The organism is Pseudoalteromonas sp. TAE79 (assembly GCF_000498015.1).
Taxonomy (GTDB): Bacteria; Pseudomonadota; Gammaproteobacteria; order Enterobacterales; family Alteromonadaceae; genus Pseudoalteromonas.
This window is the reverse complement of record NZ_AUTL01000214.1, coordinates 1-25625: the sequence shown is the minus strand read 5'-3', so window position 1 is coordinate 25625 and position 25625 is coordinate 1. Positions and strand designations below refer to the sequence as shown.

Here is a 25625-nt window from a genome sequence, read left to right as displayed (position 1 = left end):
AAGGATGGCTTAAGTTACAAGCCATCCTGGAAGGCTACGATTTAGCAAAATCTCTTGAGTCAGACTTGTGATCAAGAGACAGCTAAATTTAGCGGGCTTTTTAATATTACTTTTGTATTAACTAAGTACGGGACTTAATTAAAACTGAAAACGCATGTTAGCAAAGTACGCATCGTTATCAGAATCATCAGCGTTGTTTTCGTAACCCACCTTTACACCAATATTTTTATTGATGAAGTGTTGAGCACCAAAGCTATAAGTATCTTGCTTATTGTAGTTAGCAAATACAGATGTTGCTTTTGAGAAGTAGTAGTTAGTTTCTGCTACCCATTGGTTTTCTGCATCATCAATACTTTCGTATTTACCTTCAAATGTTAGGTAGTTACCTTGCTGTAAATCAATAAAGTATTTAGCCGCAACTGCGCGGTAATCAAAGTCGTCGTCTGATGTAAGTGTAACACCTACGTAATCTGTGCTGTTAAGCATGTAGTTGTAAGCTAAATCAAATAATGCGTAATCATCGCCGTCTTTGTTTTCAACTAGTGTTACTTTTGCAAGTAAATCAGGGTCGAAAAAGTAACCACCCGTCAGTTTATAAAGCTCACGGTTAGAGCCTGAATCTAGGTCTGTATTCTCGTAAGATGCACCAACAACAAACTCATTAATAAAGTATTCGCCGCCAACTTTTGTAACATCATCAGAGTCGTCATCAGCGTAGCCACCATATACGTTAGTTTGTTTATTGATGTATTCAAACTGATCGTACGGGCCTAAAGTTTTTTTAGGAGATAAATAGTAAATAGAATCTACAGCAACAGTATCGTTGTTATCGCTATTTTTGTAGCTTAGGTTACTAATTGAATTATAGCTGTCTGCAGCAGCCGCAGTGCTAGATAATAAAATGCTCGAAATAATAACTGCTAATTTTTTCATTGTAAGACTTCCCTATGTACATTGCTTTTTATGCTCTAGCTGTATTGCTAAAGTCGAGGCACATGCTAACGTTAGGAAACTGAATGAAAACTTAACTAACCAGTTGTATTTATTAAGTTAATTGTAAGGAAGTGTTGTAAACTGTAAAATTAAAGTAGTTGCAACATTTGGTCAACAACTACTTAAAACATGTACCGTATTAAAGCGCGTGTTGGCTAATAATACGGTAAACATCGTTAATATTATCGCCAGACTTAAACTCTTTACTAATTGGTGTTGGATCTGAGCCAACCCATATTTTTAGCTCGGCATCTAAGTCAAAATGGCCTGCGCTCTCTTTACTAAACTTGGTTATTTTAGAGTAAGCAACACTCACCATTTCCATTTTAGAACCGGTCATACCTTGCTTATCAATTAAGATTAAGCGCTTATTAGTAAAAATAAACATATCACGTACTACTTTATATGCCTTTTCTACTTGTTCACCGTCAATTAATGTATTGGCGAGGATTTTCTCTAAATCAGAATCGTCAACTTCGCTTGCATTACCCATAAGTCCGCTAAGTAAACCCATTATACTTTCTCCTGTTTAAATATTTGATTCTCTAATGTGTGACCATTAACTAACTGCCTGTACTTCCAATTGTGCTGATGACAAAAACTCAGCAGTGCAATATCAAGCGGCTCACCTGTTGGCTGATACTCAACTACATATTCTTTATGTTGGCTCATATACACCCGGCTCACCCCTGCAATTGCTTGAAGCTGTTGCTCAACATTTTGATAAGCCTCGCTTAGCATTAATGTATAAAAGTGTTTATCGGTATTATTAGTTTTTGTTTGGTGCTCGCTTAGTACGCCTTTATCTAAATGAAGTACCTGTGAGCATAGTCGCTCAAGCTCAGTTAAATCGTGAGAGCTTAAAATAAATGTAGCCTGTTCACTTAATTCTGATACCAGCTCACGTACTTCTCTGGCATGAATCGGATCAAGCCCTGCGGTTGCTTCATCAAGCATTACAATTTGTGGTGCGCCAATAAGTGCTTGCGCTATCGTAACGCGCTTGCGCATACCGTGCGATAAATCCCCCGCACGCTGCTTTGCAATTTCTTTTAAGCCAACTAAATCAAGTACACGTAGCGCCTCAGTTTGACTTTGCTTAGCACCCATACCTTGCAGCTTTGCATAAAAGGCGAGTTGCTTATCTATATTAAAACGAGGGTCAAGTTGCGCGTCTTGCGGTAATGCACTTACTTTATTAAATAAAGCAGCACTACCAGGTTTATGCCCTAATATTTCAAGGCTGCCTTTACTTGGCGCAATATAGCCGCACAACAAACTAAATAAGGTAGTTTTACCCGCACCATTTGGCCCAACAAGTGCCACTGGCGCGCCTTTGTTAATTTCAAAGTCCACATTATTAAGCGCAAGTTTTGCACCATACGATTTACTCAAACCGCTAGCTGTAATTAATGGTCTCATAGTGAGCTCCTTGCAAAAATACGTTGAGCAACGCTTAGTAATACCGCAGTTTGCACAAGGGGAATAGCCACAGCGCTCAATAATGGTAAATTTTGCCCCGCTAATAGCTCTATTTGCACACCCGGAAATAAATAATCAAGCAAGCCTAATGCGGGTATTTGCCATTGCAATATACCAACTACAATACCGCCTGCTGCAAAATATAAAATTGCCAATACAATAGATAAACGCGATGAGCGAGCAAAGGTATTTATTAACGTCATAAGTGCTACAAATGGGCACAAAGTAATCACTAATATTAAAAATATAGAAAGCGCACGGGCAAAACCACCAGCCAGTAAACTTGGATCTCTAAAACCCAATACCGCGAGTGTAGCCACAAGCGTTATACCCACCAAACATGCTAATACTCCTAGCTGCCCTAAAAAACGGCCAAACAGTATTTCAAAGCGAGTGGAGCGCAGTGATAAAAACCTTAGTGTGCCGCGCTCTCTATCGCCTACCGTTTGGTCGCTACAAATAAATAAACCAAAAACGGGAAAGCTATAAAGGGCTATTAACCAGTACATAGCAAATTCGGCCTCAGGCCAATCCAATAATTTACTTAAACCAATAGATCCTGATATATCACGGGCTATTTGCTCAAAATCGGGCGCACTTACAATGCCTACTGCCTGCCCTATTGGGTAGCGCAGTATTATTAGCCACACCAATGCAAAGGCAGCTAATGCAATAAGTCCACGTTTAGTTAAAAACATACGTACAAGCTCAAATCCCGCTATTTGCGTTAATCGCCCTACGTTTATCGGTAATGGTGTTGCCATTGACTATCCTTAATGACTTTTTATTTTCTGTGTATTTATCCACACTAAGTGTAAACACCTTGAATTACCAGCAAAAAAAAGCTCACCTGTGGTGAGCTTTGTAACAATACATTTAAATGTAACAACATAAATTGCGATATAAATTATAAATGCTGCTTATAAACCTCAAGTGCTTGGCTTAAATCGCTAATTAAATCTTCTACATCTTCAAGGCCAATGTGCAAGCGAATAACCGGCCCTAAATCCCAACCTGTATTTGAGCGCAGCCCTTTCATGGTTAAATTAGCCGTTACTAAACTTTCAAAACCGCCCCATGAAAAGCCCATTTTGATATGCTCAAGGCTATCTAAAAAGGCATCAATCGCTTTTTGATTGCCGGTTTTCATCACAAATGAAAACAACCCATTACTGCCATCAAAGTCACGTTTAAAGAACTCATGCCCTGGGCAGCTTTCAAATGCAGGGTGTCGAATATGATCAACAAGCTCATGTTGCTCGAGCCATTTAGCTACTTCTATTGCTGCTTTTTCATGTTGATTTAAACGCACACCCATTGTACGCAGGCCTCTAAGTGCTAAATACGCATCATCGGCACTGGTACATTGCCCTAGTAAGTATGAGTTTTCGCGCAAGGTTGGCCAATACTTTTTATTAGCAACAGCCACCCCCATCATCACGTCTGAATGGCCAACAATATACTTTGTTGCAGCTTGAATACTAATATCAACACCGTGCTCTAACGGGCGATAATGCAGACCGTTACCGTAGGTATTATCAAGCATGGTCATTACGTTGTGCTCATTGGCTACTTTTACCATAGCGGGCACATCTTGCACTTCCATCGTAATAGAGCCTGGAGATTCTAAAAACAACACTTTAGTATTTGGCTGAATGTAATCTTTAATACCTGCGCCAATGGTTGGCGGGTAATAGGTTGTTGTAATACCCAGCCCCACTAAAATTTTATCGCAAAAATCGCGAGTTGGTTCGTATACGTTATCAACCATTAAAATATGATCACCGGTTTTTAAAAACGATAAAAATACTTGGCTGATCGCCGCAGCGCCACAAGGGTACAATGCACACCCTTCGCCGCCTTCAAGTTCTGTAATCGCTTCTTGTAGCGCAAAGTGTGTTGTTGTTCCTCGGCGCCCATAAAATAACGTTTTATCGCCACGGGTTTTAGCTGCTTCTTTTAAATCGGCTACAGTATCAAATACAATGGTAGATGCACGCTGTACAACGGGATTGACTACGCCATGTGTATAGGCTTTTTTTCGCCCTGATGATACCAGCTGAGTGTTTTTATTACTTTTACTCGACATTGTTAATCCTTAAGGGTTTGTGCGCCAATGCTCAATTAAATAACGAGAGATAGAATCGGTTCTAGGCAGCTTTAAATGCTCGCCGTCTTCGTGCCAATTACCAAATTGCTCTAAGTCTTCACGGCTAAACCATTTTGCATCGTCTAGCTCTTCTTTATCTACGTTAATTTGTTCAGATGTCGCCTGTGCAAAAAAACCAAGCATAATGGACGATGGGAACGGCCAAGGCTGAGATGCAACATAACGTACGTTATCAACCTCTATGCCTGCCTCTTCTTTAACTTCACGCGCAACAGCTTGTTCCAGTGTCTCCCCTGGGTCTACAAATCCAGCAAGCGACGAATACATACCAGTGGGCCACGCAGCTTGGCGACCTAATAAACAGCGTTCTACTCCGTCAGCAAAGACTTTAGTAACAACCATAATTACCGCAGGATCGGTACGAGGGAATGTAGGATGCTTACAGTTTTCGTTTTCACATACACGAGAATGCCCTGCTTCCACTGAACGGTTTTTACTACCGCAGCGCCCACAAAAACGGTGCGTGGCATGCCAATAACATAAACCTCTCGCAAGGGCGGCTATTGAGGCATATTTAATGGTTACTTGAGGCCCATATTGGCGAATATCAAAAAATTGAGCGCCCTCTATTAAAGGCGTAAGTACACTTTCATCCAGATCAGATACATCCAATGCAAACACACCATGTTTAGCATTATTTAAACCAACAAAAATAGCACTCGTTAAATCTAAATGCGCCACTTGTTGATACGTTAAATAGCTTACTTTAGGGGTATCTTTAATAAATAGGGTTTGATTGTTTTTAACTAAAACCCATTTACTTTGCGCCGACATTTGCGCTTTAAGCCACGATGGGTCTTTACGAAAATTTGAGCCTCTATCTAGTGGCATGTTGCTGTAATGAAGCATGTAAGTCCTTGGTAACTCGTTATGCTTTAAAATTACCATAATCATTTAGCAAACCCAATTGATTACAGTAATAAAAAAAGCCTATATAAGGCTTAATTCATCTATTACGGCTTTGTATTAAAATCTCTCATGTTGCAGGCACTTAGCTTGCACTTTTTTAACTATTTTTTACTGTTAAAGTAGCAAAGTATTATCAATTAAATGAAATTGCTCTGCGCTTTGTTTTAATACCTCAGCAGTTAACCTGTCAGCACCGTATACATCGCACGGTACATTATATTGATTTTTTAAATGCCCAAGTAACAAAGCAAAGTCACCATCGCCAGAGAGCAAAATAACTTTATCAAGATTTTTACCCTGCTCTAACATGTCTATTGTTATGCCTACATCCCAATCGCCTTTAGCACTTCCATCACGGCGTTGAATAAATGGCTTTAGCTTTACCTCAAAACCAATCGCACGCAAAATATTTTGAAACTGATTTTGCTTTTCATCTCCTCGATAAATTGCATACGCAAAAGCACACTCAATATTGTATTGCGCCTCCATCATTCGCCAAAACGCATTGTAGTCAAAATTTTTCCCGTAACTCTCACGGCACGTGTAATAAATATTTTGCACATCAACAAAAATACCGACCCGTGGTTTCGTGCTTTGCTGCTCGTTTTGTAAAGTCATTTAGTGTCCTAGTGAGGATTAATAGCAATAAAAGTAACGTTATAAAATAAGTGTACCTTGCAATTTATATTTAAGTAACCTAAATTAGTTACATACCCTTATGTAACTAATATTGGTTACATATTAAAAAGTAACCATTTTGAGATTTTTATGATTGGTGTGATCAGCGGCGATATTATTAAATCGCAAACAATCCCTAAGCAGCAATACGATGCCATGCTTTATCAACTAGAGCAAAGTTTGCGAAACATTTCGGGTGAGCAAACCCTTTGGAATATATACCGAGGCGATGCCTTTCAGTTACAAGTTAACAATCCTGAGCTCCTTTTTAAAAATGCCTTACTTGTATATTTACACCTTAAATCGTCAGGTTATGAACTACGACAAAGCTTGGCACTTGGGCAAATAGATAACCCACGCAGCGATATAAAAACAGCAACCGGTTCTGCTTTTACTCTTTCGGGGCAAGGCCTTGATAAAATAGGCAATCAACGCTTTGTTTTTAATATTAACGAGCAGCAGCTCGATGAAAGCTTAAATCTTAATTTAGCCTTTGCCGACGTATTGCTCACTAAAATCACACAAAAACAAGCAAATGCCCTGTATGTCTATTTAACATCACCAGACAACAGCCACGCGGCACTGGCTAAAGAGCTTAAAACAAGTCGCGAAAACGTAACCAAACTACTAAATTTAGCGCACTACCAACTTATAGAACGCTTTATTAAGCACACACAACACGTTATAAAAAATATAATTAAAGGAGGTGAATAATGGAATTTTCACTTTTACTGGTCGCGCTTATTATTGGCCACTTACTCGCTGATTTTTACTGGCAACCTATGAGTTGGGTAAACGACAGAAATACCCGTCACTTTAAAGCCAGTAAGCTTTATTTTCATGTACTAGTGCATGGTGTAACAAGTGCACTCATTATTACCCTGTGGGAATACACATTCGGGTGGCAGCAACTAAGCAGTGTTTTAATTGCCACGGCGAGCATTATGCTGAGCCATTACTTTATTGATATAGCTAAATCGTATTCTGATAAAGGCGTGGTGCCTTTTTTACTAGATCAAATAGCGCACATACTCGTTATTATTGCGCTCAGTATTTGGTTAACTGATAACAGTAGCTTTATGGCTGCAATTAAAAATATGCTCACTGATCCCAAAATACTGTGGGTGGTATGCGGTTATTTAATTATTTTAAGTCCCAGCGCCGTATTTATAAGAATGATGTTAGAGCGTTTAACAAGTAACTTTTCAAGTACTGGTAGCTTACCACTTGCAGGGCAAAGCATTGGTATGCTTGAGCGCGTACTTATGCTGAGCTTTATATTGCTTGATCAATTTGCAGGGCTTGGCTTTTTACTTGCGGCAAAGTCAGTATTTAGGTTTGGCGATTTAAGTGCAAGTAAAGATAAAAAACTTACCGAGTACGTTATGCTCGGCACATTACTTAGCGTAAGTGTTACTTTATTTGTCGGCTTGGGTATTAACTATTTAATCAGGCAGGCAATACAGTAAGTACAAATTACAGACAATAAAAAACGCGCTTCTTCTATTTAATTAAAGAAGGGAGCGCGTTTTTTGTATCTGCCTTTAACTAAATTCTAAATTAATTAAACGCTAGTGCAATCACTAATAATGATTAATCGCTATTGGTGCGACGACGGCGTTGGCCATTACCGCCAACAGATTCACGCTTTGCCCATGGGTTTTGCGCGCTGTCATCTGTTTTAGCTGCTGGCTTTTTAGAACCACCACGGCGTGGGCCGGTACCATTACCACCATTGTTCGGCTTTTTGCTGTTAGGCTTGCTGCTATCAGATTTAGGCTTATTAAAAGGCTGCTTTTTCTTAGGCTTTTTAGCCGGCAGTGGGCGAGCATCTAATGCGCGCTCTGCTACTGGGTTAATAGGCTCAAAACCGTCTTCTTCAGCACGTGGAATAAGCTCACCAATAAAGCGTTCAATACCGTATAAATCAACAGCATCATCAACCGTTACAAACGAAATCGCATGACCCGACGCACCAGCACGGCCTGTACGGCCAATACGGTGAACGTAATCTTCATATACATTTGGCAAATCGTAGTTAACAACATGCGGTAATTCAACAATGTCTAAGCCACGTGCAACAATGTCTGTTGCTACTAATACGCGTACTTCACCACTTTTAAAACCATCAAGTGCTTTAACACGTGCGCCTTGTGATTTATTACCATGGATGGCCGCGCCTACAATGTCATCGCGTTCAAGTTGTTTAACTAAGCGGTTAGCACCGTGCTTTGTACGGCTAAACACTAATACTTGTTGCCAATCGTTAGTGCGAATTAAGTGGCTTAGCAATGCTGTTTTACGTGTTTTATCTACCGCGTAAACGCACTGAGTAACACTTTTTGCAGTGGTATTTTTTGCTGCAACTGAAATTTCAACTGGGTCATTAATTAACCCTTTTGCTAATGCACGAATTTCATCTGAAAATGTAGCCGAAAACATCAAGTTTTGACGTTTAGCAGGCATTTTAGCAATTAAGCGTTTAATATCGTGAATAAAGCCCATGTCTAACATGCGGTCAGCTTCATCGAGTACAAGCACTTCAACGCTATCAAATTTAACTGCATTTTGATTATGTAAGTCGATTAAACGACCCGGCGTTGCTACTAAAATATCAACACCTTTACGAAGACGCTGCATTTGTGGGTTAATTTTAACGCCACCGTAAACTACAAATGAACTCACATCAGAATGCTTAGCGTACTCTTCAACGTTTTCGCTTACTTGCAAAGCAAGTTCACGTGTAGGCGTTAAAATAAGTGCACGTACGTGGTTACTTTTAGCTTTAGGGCCCGACGACAAGCGCTCAATAAGTGGTAATGTAAAACCCGCTGTTTTACCTGTACCTGTTTGCGCTGCTGCCATAACGTCACGGCGTTCAATAATTGCAGGAATTGCTTGAGCCTGAATCGGCGTTGGCGTTTCATAGCCCTTTTCTAAAACCGCATTAACCAAAGACTGTGATAAACCTAAACCTTCAAAACTCATATAAACTCTCTTTTAAATAAGGCTACATTAGCCAGTTGCGCGCATTATACCTGTAGTAGCTAAGAATGCATGCCATTATTTACGTTGCAGGCAATTGAGCATAGTTTATTAAAATTAAACCTGTGATTAAGTTGCTTAAAAATGCAAAAAACGGCCATAGGCCGTTTTTGTTTATACTTAATTACTCTAAGTATTAGAGTTACTTAACACCTAACTCACGCAAACGTTCTTGCAAGTAGCTATCTGCCGTGTAGCGCTCTGAAAGCACAACATCTGGATGCGGGTGTAAAAATAACGGTAATGAAATACGCGATTTAGTAGATGCTTTACCCGTTGGGTTAATTACACGGTGAATTGTCGATGGGAAATACCCGCCCGACGCTTCTTGTAGCATGTCGCCGATATTAATAATTAAGCTGCCAAAATCACATGGCACGTCTAACCAACCGCCATCTGTTTTTTGAACTTGTAAACCAGGCTCATTAGAAGCTGGTAATACAGTTAATAAATTAATATCGCCATGGGCTGCTGCGCGAATAGCACCAGGCTCTTCATCACCCGTCATTGGTGGGTAATGTAGAATACGTAACAATGTTTGCTCAGAATCGGCAATCATGTCTTTTAAATCAATCGAAAACTTAGCACGTACATCAGCTGGTGCTTCAGCCTGAACCCAGCTTAATAATGTGCCAGCAAATTCACTTGCTAAACGGTAGTATTCACGTACATCAGCTTCAAGCTGGGCAGGAACGCGACCTTTAGGGTACACATGAAAGTACTCTTTAATGTCTTTTATTGTAAAGCCTTTCGCTACTTCTGATACTGAAGGCGGAAAGTAACCGTCTTGAGTTTCTTTAGAGAATAAAAAGTCGTGCTTTTGCTCTGAGTTAAAAAAGTCTTGCCAATTTTTGTAAATAGACTCAACTAAAGACTGTGGGATTGGGTGGTTTTTTAAAACGCCAAATCCAGTATTTCTTAACGATTCAACAAATTGTGCAGCCGCATCGGGAGCTTTATAATCAACAGTAGGTAATTGCATTGTACGTTCCAGTGAATAGGTTGTGTGAAGTGAGTTGCTTTTAATAGTGCTAAATTACTTATATAAAGTAGCAAAGCCTTCATTATAGCGCTATGCGAGGATAGACAAATGACCTCAAAAACATAAGGACATATGTCCGCAAAGCATAGTCACCGCCACTTGGCTTGATCAAGATCAACTTACAAAAAAACGTTGAATTTGCAAGGTTTAGTGCTTATATATGGTCTACTAATATAATATATTTTATTTGTGTAAATAAGGCTCCCCATGCGACAAAAAGTATCTTTTAAAAGCGGCGATTTAGAACTTGCCGGCCAACTTGAACTTCCCTCTGGTGACGTTAAGTTTTACGCGCTATTTGCACACTGCTTTACCTGCGGTAAAGACATTGCAGCAGCCACCCGTATTAGCCGAGCTTTAACACAACAAGGCATTGCCGTACTACGTTTCGACTTTACCGGTTTAGGTAATAGCGATGGCGACTTTGCTAACAGTAACTTTTCATCAAACATTCAAGATTTAGTATCTGCGGCAAATCATTTACGTGAGCATTTTGCGGCGCCGCAACTACTCATTGGCCACAGTTTAGGCGGGGCNCGGAGCATATTCCTGAAGTATCGGCTATTACAACCATTGGCGCACCGTCAGATGCGCAGCACGTAGCGCATAACTTTGAAGCACATCTTGATGAAATTAACGCAGCAGGTGAAGCTAAAGTTAACTTAGCTGGTCGTGAATTTACCATTAAAAAGCAATTTATTGACGATATAGCCAAGTACGATAAAAGCCACATAAGTAAACTTAAGCGCGCATTATTAGTAATGCACTCCCCCATTGATGCGACGGTAAATATTAGTGAAGCTGAAAAAATTTATGCATCAGCTAAGCATCCTAAAAGCTTTATTAGCCTAGATAACGCCGATCACCTTTTAACAAATAAAAACGATGCCGACTACGCAGCACAAATAATTGCAACGTGGGCAAACCGTTATGTTAAGTACGACAAAACTAAATACACGGCAAGTTTAACGGGTGGCAATGTACTTGTTGAAGAAAAAGACCATGTATTTACTCAGCACGTAAGTACAAAAGATCATACTTGGCTTGCAGATGAGCCAATAAAAGTAGGCGGTAAAAACTTAGGCCCCGATCCGTATCATCACTTATTAGCGGGGCTTGGTGCCTGTACGGCCATGACACTACGTATGTACGCTACACGTAAAAACTTACCACTGGAGCATGTTAAAGTAGAACTTGATCACACTCGCGATTACAACAAAGATTGCGACGATTGTGAGCAAACCGGTAACCTTGAAGCCATTACCCGTAAAATCACCTTACGTGGCGACTTAACTGAGCCAGAGCGTCAGCGTTTACTCGAAATAGCCGACAAATGCCCAGTGCATAAAACACTACATAACAACCCTGTAATTGTAAGTGAACTGGTAGAGTAACTGCCGTAAAATTAATATAGCGCAGGTAACACTGCGCTATGATTTAACTTTTATAAAGCTAATTTTTACTATCTAAAAATCTCTCTACTTCTTTACTCATTCTATCCACCAGCCATTTTGGCCCGCCATCGTACATATCGTTATGACGCGATTTTTCTATCATTATTTGCGTAACAGGAAACTTATCCAGCTCTGAATCGTTTAACAGCACATCCGCATCAGCTGGGTAATCACTACCGCGTAGAGTAAGTACGCGAATGCTTTTATTGCGCGGGATCAACATGCGGCGATGATCGAGCGTAATAATAGTGCTAACTTCGTTTGGATAAATAGAGCCATATAATGCGGAAATATCCCCGCCATTAGAATGCCCAAATAAGGCGAGCTTTGTAAAATCATACGCTGGGTATTTACTCGCTAGCTCATTAACTAAAAACTTAAGTGTTACTACGCCACGGTGCCAGTTTTCCATGCGAGTGGTTAAGTAAGGCTGCTCACGATTAAGGTAAGGGTCGCTTTTTAGTTCGTGTGCAACGGCTACTGTTAAATATCCACGCTGATTAAACGCATTACTAACAAACGTATATTCATTATGGCTAATTCCGTAGCCCGCATTAATAAACGCTACAGGGCATTTTACTTGCTCAGTACACTTAGCATTGTTACTTGGTAATGTAATATTGATAGGAATAGTGCGATCGCGGCTTTGATCAGTTATAACGCCATCGTTTGCATAGCTTGTTGCGCCTATTACTGATGTACTTAGAGCTAGTGCGCTTAATATAAAAAGCTTTTTAAGTGTTTTTTGCATATTTAAACTTATATAAATTATTGTTTTTAATTAAAAATAACTTTTACTTTATAGCTTTGCATTCTCTATTGTCAAACTATGCGATAATAGCCGCCATTGTTTAAATATATTTAGTAAAAGATCCAATAAATGAAATCATACAATAGCATTCAAGAACGTATAGAAATTTTAGAAGACAAACTAACGGCAATTCATGACGAAATCGAAACACTAAAAACCCCTGCTAAAAACAACAATGAACGTATTATTTTTAAGTTTATTGAAACAGGCAGCACAGGTAAAACGAAGGATTTTGTTCGTGAGTTAGGTATTAAATCACCACGTGACGGTTTGTTTTCATCAGGTGACGTTACAAAACTAATTAAAGATGGCGCTGAAGATATTTCACCTGCGTTATTAGCAATCGCGAGACAACTTGCCAGTGCACGTAATAAAAATGGCCCAAGCCGTTAATTACGCAGTCACGCAGTATCTAGAAGCCCAGCCAAGCTGCCGCTTCTAGATATGTAATCATATTAAACTAAATTAATCACATAGTTCTATCTTAAGGCTGGTAAGCAAGTTTAGTGCTTCGAAGCGATCAAACTTAGCATTCGCTAAAATATTATTATTCAAATCTATATTAAACGCTGTCGCACCTACAAAGTCACATTTTGTTAGGTTAGTTTGAAAAAACTCACTATCGCGAAAATCTGTTCCTGTAAATTCACTACCGCTTAAATCAGCATGTCTAAAATCAACATTTTTGGCAAAGCAGTGTGTTAGTTTGAGGGCTTTGAGGGTTAATTCAAAAAAAGAACTATTACTGAGCTCGCAATAATTAAAGCTCACCGGTGCGTTAATACTAAGCGCTGGCCAATCTACGTCAGTCCATTGCAGACTATTTAATTTACAGTGGCTAAAACTTACATCTTCAAGCGAGCTGTAGTTCCATTTAAGTGACGATAAATTACAGTTTTTAAAGTTGCACTGTATAAATCGGCAATTTTTAAACTGCCCGCCTGAAAAGTCGCAATCGGTAAATGTGCACTCTTCAAACTCAGAATTTTCAGTTAGTTGCTCTTCGTGCTGCAAAGCATTAAATTGCTCGTCGAAGTAGTGATTATTATTTGAAATTGACACTATTATCCTAGTTTTTAATGGGCATAGACGCTATTTTTAGGTAAATCTTTTTTAAGCGCAAGCACTGCAATAAAAATCAAAGCAAATAGTGGAAATAGCGCTAAACAGCCACCCACAAAAGCTAAAACCCCAGGCATAGTACTTTTACGCTTACCTATTTTGTAGCTAATTACAGCAAAAATAGGAATACTCAGCACAATAAAAAAAACTAAGAACTCACCAAATAGGGTTGCATTGATCGACATAATAATTCCTTTTTCGTCTGTTCGGTTAAAATACACTCTGCTGCAAATTTAACCACAAAAAAACCCTTAAGCATATAACTTAAGGGTTTTTAAATTTAGCTCAATAAGCTAAACAAAAATTACTCTTCGCTAGGTATCGCTTTTTCAACAACACTAATTGCAAGCTCAGCTAACGAGTCAAGGTTAGGTTTGCTTGGCGCGTTGGTTAATAAACACGACGCTTGTGTTGTTTTAGGGAAAGCAATAACGTCACGAATGTTATCGGTACCACATAAAAGCATTGCTAAACGGTCAAGGCCAAATGCTAAACCAGCATGTGGTGGTGTGCCGTATTTAAGTGCATCAAGTAAAAAGCCAAACTTGTCTTGTTGCTCTTGCTCGTTAATACCTAAAATTCTAAATGCAGTTTCTTGCATATCTGCATTATGAATACGTACCGAACCGCCACCAACTTCGTAGCCGTTTAATACCATATCGTAGGCATCTGAAATAGCAGCTGCTGGGTTTGCTTCAAGCTCACTGGCGTTAATGTCTTTTGGTGCAGTGAATGGATGATGTACAGCATGTAATGTGCCTTCGTCATCTTCTTCAAACATTGGGAAGTCTACAACCCAAAGTGGTGCCCAGCTATTAAGGTTAGTGATTTCTAAATCAACACCAATCTTAACGCGCAGTGCGCCCATTGCTTCATTTACTGTGTTGCGCTTATCGGCACCAAATAAAATGATATCGCCAGACTGTGCATTAGTACGCTCAAGTAATTTAGTAATTACGTCTTCGCTTAAAAACTTAGCTACTGGTGATTGAACACCCTCAGCGCCTGCAGTGTGATCGTTTACTTTCATCCACGCCATGCCTTTAGCGCCGTAAATACCAATAAACTTAGTGTAATCGTCAAGTTGTTTACGAGAAAGCTTAGCGCCACCCGGTACAGTTAACACAGCAACGCGACCTTTTTCGTCGTTAGCCGGACCTGAGAAAACATTAAACTCTACGTCTTTAACTAAATCTGCAACATCAACCAATTTCATTGGGTTACGTAAATCTGGCTTATCAGAACCGTAAAGGCTCATTGCCTCGCTGTAAGGCATGATTGGAAAATCGCCTAAATCAACGTTTAGCAATGTTTGCCACATCTCGCGGATCATTTTTTCAGTCATACCACGTACTTGATCAGAGCTCATGAACGAGGTTTCTATATCTATTTGGGTAAATTCTGGTTGGCGATCGGCGCGTAAATCTTCATCACGGAAACATTTAACAATTTGGTAGTAACGGTCAAAACCAGACATCATCAACAATTGCTTAAACAACTGTGGAGACTGTGGTAAGGCGTAAAAACTACCTTTATGAACGCGGCTTGGCACTAAGTAATCGCGCGCGCCTTCTGGCGTTGCTTTAGTAAGTACTGGTGTTTCGATGTCTAAAAAGCCGTTTTCATCTAAAAAGCGACGAACAAAGCTGCTTGCTTTAGCACGTAATTTAATACGGTCACTCATTTCTAGACGACGTAGGTCTAGGTAGCGGTATTTTAAACGACGCTCTTCAGAGTTTACTTGATTAAAATCAAGCGGTAATGGCTCAGAGCGGTTAATAATATTAAGCTCTTTACCTAAAATTTCGATCTCCCCTGTTGCCATATCTTTATTTACTTGGCTGTCTGGGCGTGCACGAACAATACCTTTTAACTGAACACAAAATTCTTGGCGAAGTGTGTTAGCTGAACTCATTAACTCTTCAATGTCAGAGTCGAATACAACTTGTACTAAACCTTCTCTATCGCGTAAATCGACAAAGATAAGTCCACCAAGGTCACGTCGTTTGTTGATCCAGCCACATAGTTCTACTTCTTGATCTACGTGAGTTTTATTTAGCTGTCCGCAATATATAGAGCGCATAGTTTTCCTGTCAGATAAAAGGCTTAAACGGTTAAAGTTATTTGTTTTAAGGCGTGTGATTTAAAAAACAGGTCACCACAATACAAATAAAGCCGCTAGCAATCTAAAAATAATCAAATTAAGCCCTGCATTATACCCAAGTAGTATCAAGATGCTAGGGCGTGTGCCGCTTTTGCCCCTGAATTTACAGCAGCTCGTTTTGTTATTTGCTACACTATCGCCACTTTATAATAAGGCGCTAGTTTGTATGTTATATATTGGATGCCCGCAGTGGTCGAGCAATGCATGGAAAGGCAATTTATTTTCAAGCCAATGTAAAAACGCCGATATGCTTAGCCAATATGCTCAGCATTTTAATTCAGTTGAAGGCAATACCAGCTTTTACGCCGATCCATCGCCAAGCACCGTGTTGCGCTGGGCAAATAGCGTTCCCGACGATTTTAAATTTACTTTTAAGTTTAATCGTCGCTTTAGCCACGAGCTGCACCTAACTAATGTTCAAACCGAGCTTACTGATTGGCTTAACTTGTTCTCCCCTATTTTAGAAAAAACTGGGCAGATCATGCTGCAATTACCCAAAGCATTTGGCCCTGGTGACTTACCCAAACTCGCACAATTTATTAGCCTATTACCAAAAGAGGTTAATTACGGTGTAGAGGTACGTCATACTGCGTTTTTTCAAAAGGGTGAAGCCGAAATAGCGCTTAATCAGTTATTAATGGCAAACAACATAAATCGCATATCGATGGATACTCGCGCCCTATTTGTGGTAAAACCAACAACCGAAGCGCTAATAGATGCACAGCAAAAAAAGCCCCACTTACCGGTACATGCAATAGCTACTGGCTCAGAGCCTATGGCGCGCTTTGTAATAGCCGATTTACAAAATGACTTTAAACCCTTTTATAAACCGTGGCTAAGTAAAGTAAAACAATGGCTTGATGAAGGAAAAACGCCCTATGTGTTTTTTCATACAGCAGATAACCGAGAAGCGCCGTTATTAGCTCGCCAGTTTTGTAAGGACCTAGGTTATGATCACAAAGCATTAAACCCATTTACTGGCGAAAAAGAAGCCCACCAGCAAGCACTTTTTTAAAAGTAAAACGACAGAGAAATAATAATGAGTGAATACGCACGTTACTTTACCGGCTACCCAGCTAACATTGTTGAGCAAGTATTAAGCCTTATAAATAACAACAAGGTATGTGACTACTTACTTAAAAAGTACCCGCAAGCACATACCATTACTAGCGATAAACTACTTTATAGCTATGCAACCGAGCTTAAAAAACAGTATTTAAAAAATGCGCCACCATTTGGGCGCGCTGCTTTTAAAAAGCAAGGCGATATGGTCACCAACGCACTTGGTACACATACGTATCGAATGCAAGGTAAAACCCGTAAGCACGATTTAGCGATTAACAGCGATTTGTTGCGCGCCCCCGAGCCACTACTAAAAGCATTAGTAGTACACGAACTCGCCCACTTTAGAGAAAAAGACCATAACAAAGGCTTTTATCAACTTTGCTGCCATATGGAGCCGAGTTATCACCAGCTAGAGTTAGATTTAAGAATTTTTTGTGTGGTCGTCGCAATGGGAGAAAATCCTTATTTATGAGTACTCTTAGATGCTTTAGCTGGACGTTGGCTAGGAAAGTGATTGAAATATTCTTTTGTATGTTTCAAAGTATTTTGATATTGAAATGAATTTTCATAATTGATTTGGTTAATAATAGTTATATCCAATCCAACGAACATAGGGTGATTATAATCAACCGAAGATTTTAAAACAGACAACCGCGGATCATCAATATACATATGAATAACAAGTCCATCATGATAGAAGCGATATATATTCTCACCTCCATTAATATCCATCTTGTACTTAAATGGTGCTAAATTGACTGTATGACCTTTTGTAGATAACTGAACCAAGCTAATTGGAAAAATAGCTCTATTATCTTCCTTCTCACCAACTATAATCTGTCTAAGAAGTTCAATGTTTTTTGCATTTAAATTAACTTCACTAAATGCCGAAATTTTTGTTACTGCAGCTCTCCACAAAAGGCTAAGAAAGTATTTTCTAATTAATTTGGGTCTTTGAAATTTTACTAGTCTGAGGCTATTTAGCTGTTTGGCAGAGTTTGCTTTAAATAAATGACTAGACCAAACCTAAACCTCGAAGCTCCTCAATAGCTAAGGTATCTAAATACGCTAAAATATCTTCACCTTTTTGGGTCACTATATTTGGGTCATACCAGCTATCACTTGCTTTGCCATAAAAGGGTCCGCGATTAGTCACTTTCTTTTCAATAAATTTATTCCCTGAAATGTTTGGCCTAGTTAGGGATTTCGGTATTATGTGCGACTTTACAAACCTCCCAACTTCTTTTGTAAGCTTGCAATCACCGTTTTCCGTATCAGTCATTTAAAATATCCTTACTAATACTAAAGAGAATGTATATTTTGGTTAATAAAAAACGCGATATCAAATCGCGTTTTTATGGGTCGTATCAACCTACTAAAAGCTGATAGCGAAGAGTTGATAGAGCAGTCGTTGGGTTTCGTTTCACTCAACCCAACCTACATAAATAAACTTAAAGCCCTAAGCCTGCCATGAAGTCGTCATCGTCGTCATCTTGTCCAGAAGACGCAGCTGCTTTAGATTTTTCAGCTTGTTGTTTGGCTTCATTTTCGATAATGTCATCAGGGTCTATAGCTTCTGCAATGTCAAAATCATGCAGTTTAATAAACTCAGTTTTATCCATAGCAAGTTCTAGGTAAAAGATATTTTGCTTACTGGTAGTAAATGTTACGCGACGTGCTTGCGGGCGATCCATCGTGGTATCTACCGATATTTGCACTTGCTTGTTTATTGCCATCATTTTTGGCTGGTTTTGCGTAATAGACGTATGTAATTGCTCACGCACTTTAGACGTAAAGTCGCCAACAATTTGATTCATCAACTCGCCTAGTACGTTTGATACGTCGTCTGATAAATGGCTATGCGCTATTTCATCTTCTGGCATTCCCATATTGCGCATGTAATCGCCATAAATTTCCATCGCCGCTTGCGAAGTAAAGTTGGTAATTACGAGCCCTGTAAAACCGCCGTCAAATAAAACAAAGCAACCAATATCTGGTCGCATACATGTACGTGTTATTTTTTGCACCATGGCTGAGTAGCTAATACCATTACCGCTGGCTGATGTGAGTACACCTGTCACTGAATGACAAAGGGTTGCTAATATATCGTCTGTGCTGATGACCTTACTTTTACTCATTTAATCTTCTCTTTTGTACTTATTATTCATAATTCTAGTCAAGCTACTGAATTTATCACTGACTATCCAGTATAAAATGTTAAAATAGCGCCATTATTTACAAAGAGACTGCCTTCGTGACCATAAAAGACAGTATTTATGCCTCTGAGCAACAAGTAAAAGATTTTAGCTTTGACCAAAATGTAGTCGAAGTTTTTCCAGATATGATCCAGCGCTCTGTACCTGGGTATGCCACCATTGTAAGCACTATGGGTAAACTTGCGGGTGAGTACGCACAAAGTAACTCAAATCTTTATGATTTAGGATGCTCACTGGGCGCAGTCACGCTTAGCATGCGCCGTAACATTCGCACCGATAACTGCCATATAATAGCGGTAGATAACTCTCAAGCTATGGTTGAGCGTTGTAAGGTGCACTTACAAGGTTTTAAATCGGATGTGCCGGTTACTGTTACTTTGGGCGATATTAACGAGCTTGAGATTCAAAACGCCTCAGTAGTAGCAATGAACTTTACACTGCAATTTATTCCACATGCGCAGCGCCAAGCCGTGCTTGAAAAAATATACGCTAATTTAAAGCCTGGTGGTGTATTGCTGCTAAGCGAAAAAATTAAAGCCGAAAACGAGCAATGCGATAACCTATTAATTGATTTGCACCACGACTTTAAACGTCACAATGGCTACTCAGAGCTTGAAATAAGCCAAAAACGTACCGCCATCGAAAACGTTATGCGCCCAGATACACTAAGCGCTCACTTTACTCGCTTACAAGATATTGGTTTTAGCCAAACTCAAGTGTGGTATCAATGTTTTAATTTTTGCTCAATGGTAGCAATTAAATAAAGAGAGTCATCCATGTCTCAATGGTTTAACCAATTTTACGCCGCAATCGCACAAAGCCCGCTAAGTCACTGGCTGGAAACGCTACCTAGCCAATTAAAACACTGGCAATTAGAGGCAAGTCACGGTGATTTACCAAAATGGCAGAAAGTGTTAAAAAACTTGCCTGAAGTGGCGACCAAACACGTCAATATTATCGACAAAATTGAAATCGGTGCCCCAGGCGAAATGACCGACGGCGAACAAAAACAAGTTACACACTTATTAAAACGAATGATGCCATGGCGTAAAGGCCCATTTAGTGTGCACGGTATTGAAATAGATACAGAGTGGCGCAGTGATTGGAAGTGGGACCGCCTGCTTCCTCATATTGAGCCACTAAAAGGCCGCACTGTTTTAGATATTGGTTGTGGCTCAGGGTATCATTTATGGCGTATGCGCGGTGAAGGCGCAGAGTTTGTAGTGGGTATTGATCCGTCTGATTTATTTTTATGTCAGTTTCAGGCAATTAAACACTATAATCCAGACGAAAACGTACATTTACTGCCACTAGGCGTTGAAGCATTACCCGAGCTTAAAGCGTTTGATACGGTTTTTTCGATGGGCGTACTTTATCATCGTCGCTCACCTATCGACTTTTTAGCGCAGTTAAAAGCGCAGCTTCGCCCAGGCGGCGAACTCGTACTTGAAACCCTAGTAATTGAAGGCGACGAAAACACGGTATTAGTCCCTACCGACCGCTACGCTAAAATGCGCAACGTTTGGTTTATTCCAAGTACTGCAGCATTAAAACTATGGATGGAACGCGTTGGCTTTAAAGATGTGCAAATAAAAGATTGCGCTATTACCACGCTTGAAGAGCAACGCAAAACCGACTGGATGGAAAACGAATCGTTAATCGACTTTTTAGATCCAAACGATACAAGTAAAACAATTGAAGGCTACCCCGCTCCACTTCGAGCCATATTAACCGCAAAAGCATAGCTGTTAATTTAACGCCTTTAATACTAAAAAAACGCCTACGGGCGTTTTTTTTGTTTATTTAAACAACAAACAGCGGACAAGTGTCCTTGTTAATTATTTCAAAATTACATTTACGCTAGCCGCGACCTTGCAATTGTTGTAAAATACGCGCGTTTCTAAGCAACCCAAAACAACTATTTTGAGGAAAACCTGTGAGCGAACAAAAACAGTCTCTAAGCTATAAAGACGCGGGCGTAGATATCGACGCTGGTAATGCACTTGTTGAGCGTATTAAAGGCGTAGTTAAAAAAACTCGTCGTCCTGAAGTAATGGGCGGAATTGGTGGTTTTGGCGCACTTTGCGAAATTCCTGAAGGCTACAAGCAACCAGTATTAGTTGCAGGCACAGATGGTGTTGGTACTAAACTACGTTTAGCAATCGACTTAAAAAAACACGATACGGTTGGTATTGATTTAGTTGCAATGTGTGTAAACGACTTAATTGTTCAAGGTGCTGAACCCCTGTTTTTTCTAGATTACTATGCAACTGGTAAACTAGATGTAGACACAGCAGCTGACGTAGTGACAGGTATTGGCAAAGGTTGTGAAATTTCAGGTTGTGCCCTAATTGGTGGCGAAACAGCTGAAATGCCAGGTATGTATGATGATGAAGACTACGACATGGCAGGCTTTTGTACAGGCGTTGTAGAAAAATCAAAAATTATTGATGGCACAAAAGTAGCAGCAGGCGATCAGCTTATTGCACTTGCTTCAAGCGGTCCTCATTCAAATGGCTTCTCTTTAATTCGTAAAGTACTTGAAGTGTCAAAAGCTGATACCAGCGCTGACTTTGAAGGTAAAACATTAGGCGAAACTCTACTTGAGCCTACGCGTATTTACGTAAAACCTTTACTTGAGTTATTCAAAAACGTTGACGTACATGCGCTTTCGCATATTACTGGCGGCGGTTTTTGGGAAAACATTCCACGCGTATTACCCGCTTCAGCAAAAGCTGTAGTTAAAGGTGATAGCTGGCAGTGGCCACCAATTTTTAATTGGTTACAAGAAAACGGCAACATTACTACGCATGAAATGTACCGTACATTTAACTGTGGTGTAGGCATGGTTTTAGTAGTCCCTGCAGACAAACTTGAGCAAAGCTTAACAATGCTAAAAGACTTGGGCGAAAATGCATGGCACCTTGGTGAAATTCAAGATGCAGCAGCTGGCGAAGAGCAAGTTGAAATTGTAGGTGGTGCTAAGTAATGGCACCGACTCGTCTGGTAGTTTTAATCTCAGGTAGTGGCTCTAATTTACAAGCCATCATAGATGCCTGCGAACGTGGCGAGATAAACGGGCATATAGCGGCTGTTATTAGTAATAAAGCAGACGCTTATGGCCTAGAGCGTGCAAAACAAGCAGGTATTGCTACAAAAGTGCTCAGTCATAAAGATTTTGACTCGCGCGAAGCGTACGATGCGCAATTAATGAACGTTATCGACTCTTTTATGCCAAATCTAGTTGTATTAGCTGGGTTTATGCGTATTCTTACTCCTGGCTTAGTGCAAAAATATGTTGGAAAAATGTTGAACATTCATCCATCTTTGTTGCCTAAGTATCAGGGGCTGAATACCCACCAAAGAGCAATTGATGCAAAAGACGATGTTCATGGCGTAAGTGTTCACTTTGTTACTGAAGAATTAGACGGCGGTCCCGTTATTCTTCAGGCGCAAATACCTGTACTCAAGGATGATACAGCAGAAACATTAGCAAAACGCGTGCATGAGCAAGAGCATATAATTTATCCTTTGGTGGTCAAGTGGTTCAGTGAACACAGACTTACTATGGAAGCAGATTATGCAGTTCTTGACAAAAAACAACTTCCTGCACACGGCGCGCACTACCCACAATAAAAAAATAAGTGCCCTGTTGTTATGTGCGGGCGCTTTACTTCCAACTAGCCTAATTGCAGGCGAATTGACCCAGTATCAAGCTAATTACGATATTTTACGCAAAGGTAAAAATCATGGTGAGGCTGTTCGTGAGCTCAAAAAAACGGGCGACGATACTTATGAACTTACATACCACAGCAATATTGAGTGGATGATTTTCTCTGACTCTCGTGAAGAAACATCAAAGTTTACCTTTAAAGATGGCAAGGTTACCCCGCATCATTACAACATGATTCGTACAGGGACAGGCCCAGATAAAGATTACAAAATTGATTTTGATTCAACAAACAAAGTAGTGACTAGCAGCGCTAGTGAATACCCACTTAAATGCGAATGGACTGATGAATTTCAGGATGCTATTTCGTACCAAGTGCAAGTGCGCGAAGGATTGAAAAAAGGCGAAACAAGCTTTTCATTCCCCCTTATAGATAAAAAAGGTAACCGCCGCGACTACAACTTTGAAGTTGTTGAAAAAGAGATGATCTCCTTACCTATAGGTAATGTAGAAGCCATTAAAGTAAAGCGTTTATACGATAACGATAAACGCCAAGCAATTGCATGGTTTGCGCCAGAAATGGATTACATGCTGGTACGTATGTGGAAAGGCGAAAAAGGTATGGAGCAGTTTGAAGTTCAAATGAATTCATTTACTGTTACTGCGCCTACAGCTGTTGCGCCTGTAACAGCACAACAACCTCAAGAAGCTAACTAAATTTAATTAAACCAAAGTTAGTATTTAAAATAGGTGGGCTAAATTAGCTCACCCATTTTAAACAATGCAAATTCCCCAGGCTCCATTTTTTGCCAGCGCTCATCATTCGTCAAAGGCCTTGTAGCTATAACTGTTACTACATCGTTTGGTGTGGTCTCTTGTTGAAAATCAACCACCATGTCGGCATCAATCAACGTTGCTTTACCAAATGGCGCACGGCGCGTTATGTAATGTAAGTTATTAGTGCAATACGCTAAAACAAACACCCCATCGGTCAATAACATATTAAACACCCCTTTTTCACGCAGCGTATGCGAAAGCTTAGCCGCGTATCTAAAAACCGACGCCATACTACTTGGACGCTTTGGGTATTTTTCGCGAATTTTATCAAGCAACCAACAAAAAGCGAGTTCGCTATCAGTGTTACCCACTGGCCGATAGTACTGCGGTTTTAAATCATGATAATTAGATAGCTGCCCGTTATGAGCGTAAGTGATTTCACGCCCCCATAACTCTCGCGTAAAAGGATGAGTATTTTCAAGGCATACTCGCCCGCGATTACCTTGGCGAATATGGCTAATAACCGAGACACTTTTAATGGGGTATGCTTTAACGAGCTTTGCAATTTCAGATTGATAACTCGGCTCAGGATCTTTAAAGGTTCTACAGCCTTTACCTTCGTAAAATGTAATACCCCAACCATCTTTATGAGGACCTGTATTACCACCACGCTCTAAAAGGCCTGAAAAACTAAAACAAATATCGGTAGGCACATTGGCTGACATGCCAAGAAGTTCACACATAACAAAAACACCTCTTTTAATTCAACAATTTAACCAAAGCATGCTTTTAAATCTCATTCCATGGTCACAGTTTTGGTTTCACTTTGGCTTTTTCTTGCTGCAATTTCATTTATTTTACGGCTTTAATGGCGCTATTGTTAAGCACGATTGGGCTATAGGCAAGGGCTAACTACTCTACTATTGGCTCTAGTGTGCTTTTTAAGCTGCTGGCTGTTGATTTATGGCTGGTAAATTCGCCTTTGGTGATTGGCGGTCCCGCGCCCTGGTCTTTGTGGCCGTGGGTTTCTAGGCTTTGGTTTATGTCTTTTACCAGTGCGATTAAATCTAGCAATACTTGCGCTACGTTTACTGAGTTGTTGCCGAGCCACACGGTTTTGCCTTCTACTTTTGCCAGTTCGGTGGCTTTTGCGTGTAGGGTTTTGAGCGTGGTTAGGCTCATGTTTTCGGTGGCTTCAATGTCTACCTGCTTTTTACTGCCTAGCAGTAACCCTTCAAGTGCGACTATTAATGCTTTTTCACCCACCACAGTTTTTAGGGCGCCCATTACTTCGGTTACTTGGTTGCCGTCTATTTTTAGCACGTCGTGCGTGGCTATGTTGGCGCTGCGCTCGTGGTAATTTTGCTCGCTGCTGCGTGCTGTTGTTTTGTTTGTGTCGCTGGTTTGGGTTATTTCGCCGTCGGTTGTGGTGTGCCAGTTGCCGGCGCGGCCTTGTATTTTGCTGCGGTTGCTTTGCTGCAGCGTTACATCTGTTCGTTTGTGCTCGGGCACTAGGCTTTGCCATGGCAGTAAATTGGTGATCACGGCATGGCTGTTTAGGCCGTCTATATATTGTATTAAACAATGCATGCCTGGCGCTGGTTCGTTTAATAATCCGTGGTCGGATGCTTGCCCTGTGCCGAGTGTTACCTGTTGAAATGCGGGCACGGCTAATGGCTCGCCTGTTAGCGGGCTTAATAGCTGTACGTCGGCTGCTTTTAACGGCCTAAATGCGGTGCTGATGGCTGCGCCGCTGCTTGGTAGGTCGTATATTTTTTCAATGCGCGCCAATTGCGGCAGGTGTTTACGCTCGCTTAGCTCTGGAAAGTAGCGCTGTATTAGGCGTTTAATGGCTTGTTTGACCATCGTATGTGCATCCTGTCGTTGATTAGGGTTGTTTCGGTTATGTGGCGGCCGTTTATTTGTATGCCTGGTCTTAATTTTGGGATGGCTATTAGCTCGCCGGTGGTTGAGCTTTTGGCTGTTATTGTGTGCTCTGGAAAGTCGTTTATTGCTGCGAGTGGCCA

The 25625-nt window shown here is 40.3% G+C and carries 28 protein-coding genes and 2 pseudogenes; 11 read left to right on the top strand and 19 right to left on the bottom strand.

Annotation, left to right across the window (positions count from 1 at the left end; genetic code table 11):
- Window positions 1–138 precede the first annotated feature (138 nt).
- The 7 genes from L655_RS0115880 to L655_RS0115850 all read right to left on the bottom strand — a co-directional run bounded on the left by L655_RS0115880 (window position 139) and on the right by L655_RS0115850 (window position 6172).
- Window positions 139–933 (bottom strand): putative porin, encoded by a 795-nt coding sequence (locus L655_RS0115880; protein ID WP_024605560.1) that lies wholly within the window; start codon window positions 931–933, stop codon window positions 139–141.
- Between the two features lie 199 nt (window positions 934–1132).
- Complete coding sequence (locus L655_RS0115875) at window positions 1133–1507, bottom strand: PH domain-containing protein (RefSeq protein WP_024599818.1); 375 nt, start codon at window positions 1505–1507, stop codon at window positions 1133–1135.
- Entirely contained in the window at window positions 1507–2415 is a 909-nt protein-coding gene (locus L655_RS0115870; protein WP_024599819.1) for an ABC transporter ATP-binding protein, read from the bottom strand. The genes L655_RS0115875 and L655_RS0115870 overlap by 1 nt, the downstream gene beginning before the upstream one ends.
- Window positions 2412–3239 carry an ABC transporter permease subunit gene (locus tag L655_RS0115865; protein WP_008139071.1) on the bottom strand — a complete coding sequence of 276 codons (828 nt, stop codon included), beginning with the start codon at window positions 3237–3239 and terminating at the stop codon, window positions 2412–2414. The genes L655_RS0115870 and L655_RS0115865 overlap by 4 nt, the downstream gene beginning before the upstream one ends.
- Window positions 3240–3382: 143 nt before the next feature.
- Window positions 3383–4564, bottom strand: coding sequence for a cystathionine beta-lyase (locus tag L655_RS0115860; protein ID WP_024605559.1), 1182 nt, complete (start codon window positions 4562–4564; stop codon window positions 3383–3385).
- A gap of 9 nt (window positions 4565–4573) precedes the next feature.
- Window positions 4574–5494: an NAD(+) diphosphatase gene (gene nudC / locus L655_RS0115855; RefSeq protein WP_024605558.1), complete on the bottom strand. Its 921-nt coding sequence runs from the start codon at window positions 5492–5494 to the stop codon at window positions 4574–4576.
- Between the two features lie 174 nt (window positions 5495–5668).
- Entirely contained in the window at window positions 5669–6172 is a 504-nt protein-coding gene (locus L655_RS0115850; RefSeq protein WP_002962844.1) for an NYN domain-containing protein, read from the bottom strand.
- A gap of 150 nt (window positions 6173–6322) precedes the next feature.
- On the opposite strand from L655_RS0115850, the gene L655_RS0115845 reads away from it, so the two are divergent.
- Together L655_RS0115845 and L655_RS0115840 are read left to right on the top strand one after the other, a co-directional pair.
- Window positions 6323–6946, top strand: coding sequence for a hypothetical protein (locus L655_RS0115845; RefSeq protein ID WP_024605557.1), 624 nt, complete (start codon window positions 6323–6325; stop codon window positions 6944–6946).
- Window positions 6946–7701 carry a DUF3307 domain-containing protein gene (locus L655_RS0115840; protein WP_024605556.1) on the top strand — a complete coding sequence of 252 codons (756 nt, stop codon included), beginning with the start codon at window positions 6946–6948 and terminating at the stop codon, window positions 7699–7701. Before L655_RS0115845 ends, L655_RS0115840 begins: the two co-directional genes overlap by 1 nt.
- Before the next feature lie 124 nt (window positions 7702–7825).
- Here L655_RS0115840 and L655_RS0115835 read toward each other — a convergent pair whose 3' ends face one another.
- A complete protein-coding gene (locus L655_RS0115835) occupies window positions 7826–9220 on the bottom strand; it encodes a DEAD/DEAH box helicase (protein WP_024605555.1) in 1395 nt (464 codons plus the stop codon).
- Between the two features lie 199 nt (window positions 9221–9419).
- Complete coding sequence (locus tag L655_RS0115830; RefSeq protein ID WP_008172584.1) at window positions 9420–10259, bottom strand: 2OG-Fe(II) oxygenase family protein; 840 nt, start codon at window positions 10257–10259, stop codon at window positions 9420–9422.
- A 267-nt stretch (window positions 10260–10526) separates the two neighbouring features.
- Between L655_RS0115830 and L655_RS01000000125730 the strand changes: the two are divergent.
- Window positions 10527–11713 (top strand): annotated as a pseudogene (locus L655_RS01000000125730) (bifunctional alpha/beta hydrolase/OsmC family protein).
- 58 nt (window positions 11714–11771) lie between these two features.
- Here the strand turns inward: L655_RS01000000125730 and L655_RS0115820 are convergent.
- On the bottom strand, window positions 11772–12524 hold the full coding sequence (locus tag L655_RS0115820; protein WP_024605554.1) for an alpha/beta hydrolase: 753 nt from the start codon (window positions 12522–12524) through the stop codon (window positions 11772–11774).
- Between the two features lie 129 nt (window positions 12525–12653).
- Here L655_RS0115820 and L655_RS0115815 point away from each other — a divergent pair, with 129 nt between their 5' ends.
- Entirely contained in the window at window positions 12654–12977 is a 324-nt protein-coding gene (locus L655_RS0115815; protein ID WP_007377991.1) for a hypothetical protein, read from the top strand.
- Window positions 12978–13049: 72 nt separating this feature from the next.
- Here the strand turns inward: L655_RS0115815 and L655_RS0115810 are convergent, their stop codons facing one another.
- From L655_RS0115810 to aspS, 3 genes are all read right to left on the bottom strand, one after another.
- Complete coding sequence (locus L655_RS0115810; RefSeq protein ID WP_024605553.1) at window positions 13050–13646, bottom strand: pentapeptide repeat-containing protein; 597 nt, start codon at window positions 13644–13646, stop codon at window positions 13050–13052.
- 14 nt (window positions 13647–13660) lie between these two features.
- On the bottom strand, window positions 13661–13891 hold the full coding sequence (locus L655_RS0115805; RefSeq protein WP_002959972.1) for a hypothetical protein: 231 nt from the start codon (window positions 13889–13891) through the stop codon (window positions 13661–13663).
- A 119-nt stretch (window positions 13892–14010) separates the two neighbouring features.
- Entirely contained in the window at window positions 14011–15789 is a 1779-nt protein-coding gene (gene aspS, locus L655_RS0115800; protein WP_024605552.1) for an aspartate--tRNA ligase, read from the bottom strand.
- 247 nt (window positions 15790–16036) lie between these two features.
- On the opposite strand from aspS, the gene L655_RS0115795 reads away from it, so the two are divergent.
- Together L655_RS0115795 and L655_RS0115790 are read left to right on the top strand one after the other, a co-directional pair.
- Window positions 16037–16885, top strand: coding sequence for a DUF72 domain-containing protein (locus L655_RS0115795; RefSeq protein ID WP_024605551.1), 849 nt, complete (start codon window positions 16037–16039; stop codon window positions 16883–16885).
- 24 nt (window positions 16886–16909) lie between these two features.
- A complete protein-coding gene (locus tag L655_RS0115790) occupies window positions 16910–17407 on the top strand; it encodes a YgjP-like metallopeptidase domain-containing protein (RefSeq protein ID WP_024605550.1) in 498 nt (165 codons plus the stop codon).
- Here L655_RS0115790 and L655_RS0115785 read toward each other — a convergent pair.
- The 3 genes from L655_RS0115785 to L655_RS0115775 all read right to left on the bottom strand — a co-directional run bounded on the left by L655_RS0115785 (window position 17398) and on the right by L655_RS0115775 (window position 19073).
- Window positions 17398–17853: a hypothetical protein gene (locus L655_RS0115785; protein ID WP_024605549.1), complete on the bottom strand. Its 456-nt coding sequence runs from the start codon at window positions 17851–17853 to the stop codon at window positions 17398–17400. The genes L655_RS0115790 and L655_RS0115785 overlap by 10 nt on opposite strands.
- A gap of 97 nt (window positions 17854–17950) precedes the next feature.
- Complete coding sequence (locus tag L655_RS0115780; RefSeq protein ID WP_024605548.1) at window positions 17951–18217, bottom strand: hypothetical protein; 267 nt, start codon at window positions 18215–18217, stop codon at window positions 17951–17953.
- A gap of 169 nt (window positions 18218–18386) precedes the next feature.
- Entirely contained in the window at window positions 18387–19073 is a 687-nt protein-coding gene (locus tag L655_RS0115775) for a DUF3334 family protein (RefSeq protein ID WP_024605547.1), read from the bottom strand.
- Between the two features lie 116 nt (window positions 19074–19189).
- On the opposite strand from L655_RS0115775, the gene cmoA reads away from it, so the two are divergent.
- The 5 genes from cmoA to L655_RS0115750 all read left to right on the top strand — a co-directional run bounded on the left by cmoA (window position 19190) and on the right by L655_RS0115750 (window position 23538).
- The gene (cmoA, locus tag L655_RS0115770) at window positions 19190–19915 is read left to right on the top strand and encodes a carboxy-S-adenosyl-L-methionine synthase CmoA (protein WP_007378000.1); all 726 of its coding nucleotides are present in this window, start codon (window positions 19190–19192) and stop codon (window positions 19913–19915) included.
- A 12-nt stretch (window positions 19916–19927) separates the two neighbouring features.
- A complete protein-coding gene (gene cmoB, locus L655_RS0115765) occupies window positions 19928–20896 on the top strand; it encodes a tRNA 5-methoxyuridine(34)/uridine 5-oxyacetic acid(34) synthase CmoB (RefSeq protein ID WP_024605546.1) in 969 nt (322 codons plus the stop codon).
- A 191-nt stretch (window positions 20897–21087) separates the two neighbouring features.
- Window positions 21088–22140 carry a phosphoribosylformylglycinamidine cyclo-ligase gene (purM, locus tag L655_RS0115760; protein ID WP_024605545.1) on the top strand — a complete coding sequence of 351 codons (1053 nt, stop codon included), beginning with the start codon at window positions 21088–21090 and terminating at the stop codon, window positions 22138–22140.
- Complete coding sequence (purN, locus tag L655_RS0115755; RefSeq protein WP_002959994.1) at window positions 22140–22787, top strand: phosphoribosylglycinamide formyltransferase; 648 nt, start codon at window positions 22140–22142, stop codon at window positions 22785–22787. Before purM ends, purN begins: the two co-directional genes overlap by 1 nt.
- A 16-nt stretch (window positions 22788–22803) precedes the next feature.
- The gene (locus L655_RS0115750) at window positions 22804–23538 is read left to right on the top strand and encodes a DUF3108 domain-containing protein (protein ID WP_024605544.1); all 735 of its coding nucleotides are present in this window, start codon (window positions 22804–22806) and stop codon (window positions 23536–23538) included.
- A 38-nt stretch (window positions 23539–23576) separates the two neighbouring features.
- Here the strand turns inward: L655_RS0115750 and L655_RS0115745 are convergent, their stop codons facing one another.
- The 3 genes and pseudogenes from L655_RS0115745 to L655_RS1000000126740 form a co-directional block, all read right to left on the bottom strand.
- Entirely contained in the window at window positions 23577–24341 is a 765-nt protein-coding gene (locus tag L655_RS0115745) for a class II glutamine amidotransferase (RefSeq protein WP_024605543.1), read from the bottom strand.
- A 169-nt stretch (window positions 24342–24510) separates the two neighbouring features.
- Window positions 24511–25464: a hypothetical protein gene (locus L655_RS0115740; protein WP_024605542.1), complete on the bottom strand. Its 954-nt coding sequence runs from the start codon at window positions 25462–25464 to the stop codon at window positions 24511–24513.
- A pseudogene (locus L655_RS1000000126740) lies at window positions 25437–25625 on the bottom strand (hypothetical protein); the annotation flags it as partial. The pseudogene L655_RS1000000126740 and the gene L655_RS0115740, both read right to left, overlap by 28 nt.

Coding starts and splice junctions, on each gene's coding strand:
- L655_RS0115790 (WP_024605550.1), top strand. CDS start 16,910: ATGAGTGAATACGCACGTTACTTTACCGGCTACCCAGCTAACATTGTT.
- L655_RS0115780 (WP_024605548.1), bottom strand. CDS start 18,217: ATGACTGATACGGAAAACGGTGATTGCAAGCTTACAAAAGAAGTTGGG.
- L655_RS0115850 (WP_002962844.1), bottom strand. CDS start 6,172: ATGACTTTACAAAACGAGCAGCAAAGCACGAAACCACGGGTCGGTATT.
- cmoB (WP_024605546.1), top strand. CDS start 19,928: ATGTCTCAATGGTTTAACCAATTTTACGCCGCAATCGCACAAAGCCCG.
- nudC (WP_024605558.1), bottom strand. CDS start 5,494: ATGCTTCATTACAGCAACATGCCACTAGATAGAGGCTCAAATTTTCGT.
- L655_RS0115795 (WP_024605551.1), top strand. CDS start 16,037: ATGTTATATATTGGATGCCCGCAGTGGTCGAGCAATGCATGGAAAGGC.
- purN (WP_002959994.1), top strand. CDS start 22,140: ATGGCACCGACTCGTCTGGTAGTTTTAATCTCAGGTAGTGGCTCTAAT.
- L655_RS0115740 (WP_024605542.1), bottom strand. CDS start 25,464: ATGGTCAAACAAGCCATTAAACGCCTAATACAGCGCTACTTTCCAGAG.
- L655_RS0115870 (WP_024599819.1), bottom strand. CDS start 2,415: ATGAGACCATTAATTACAGCTAGCGGTTTGAGTAAATCGTATGGTGCA.
- aspS (WP_024605552.1), bottom strand. CDS start 15,789: ATGCGCTCTATATATTGCGGACAGCTAAATAAAACTCACGTAGATCAA.
- L655_RS0115840 (WP_024605556.1), top strand. CDS start 6,946: ATGGAATTTTCACTTTTACTGGTCGCGCTTATTATTGGCCACTTACTC.
- L655_RS0115775 (WP_024605547.1), bottom strand. CDS start 19,073: ATGAGTAAAAGTAAGGTCATCAGCACAGACGATATATTAGCAACCCTT.
- L655_RS0115745 (WP_024605543.1), bottom strand. CDS start 24,341: ATGTGTGAACTTCTTGGCATGTCAGCCAATGTGCCTACCGATATTTGT.
- L655_RS0115845 (WP_024605557.1), top strand. CDS start 6,323: ATGATTGGTGTGATCAGCGGCGATATTATTAAATCGCAAACAATCCCT.
- L655_RS0115865 (WP_008139071.1), bottom strand. CDS start 3,239: ATGGCAACACCATTACCGATAAACGTAGGGCGATTAACGCAAATAGCG.
- L655_RS0115830 (WP_008172584.1), bottom strand. CDS start 10,259: ATGCAATTACCTACTGTTGATTATAAAGCTCCCGATGCGGCTGCACAA.
- L655_RS0115805 (WP_002959972.1), bottom strand. CDS start 13,891: ATGTCGATCAATGCAACCCTATTTGGTGAGTTCTTAGTTTTTTTTATT.
- L655_RS0115820 (WP_024605554.1), bottom strand. CDS start 12,524: ATGCAAAAAACACTTAAAAAGCTTTTTATATTAAGCGCACTAGCTCTA.
- L655_RS0115880 (WP_024605560.1), bottom strand. CDS start 933: ATGAAAAAATTAGCAGTTATTATTTCGAGCATTTTATTATCTAGCACT.
- L655_RS0115815 (WP_007377991.1), top strand. CDS start 12,654: ATGAAATCATACAATAGCATTCAAGAACGTATAGAAATTTTAGAAGAC.
- L655_RS0115875 (WP_024599818.1), bottom strand. CDS start 1,507: ATGGGTTTACTTAGCGGACTTATGGGTAATGCAAGCGAAGTTGACGAT.
- L655_RS0115835 (WP_024605555.1), bottom strand. CDS start 9,220: ATGAGTTTTGAAGGTTTAGGTTTATCACAGTCTTTGGTTAATGCGGTT.
- L655_RS0115860 (WP_024605559.1), bottom strand. CDS start 4,564: ATGTCGAGTAAAAGTAATAAAAACACTCAGCTGGTATCATCAGGGCGA.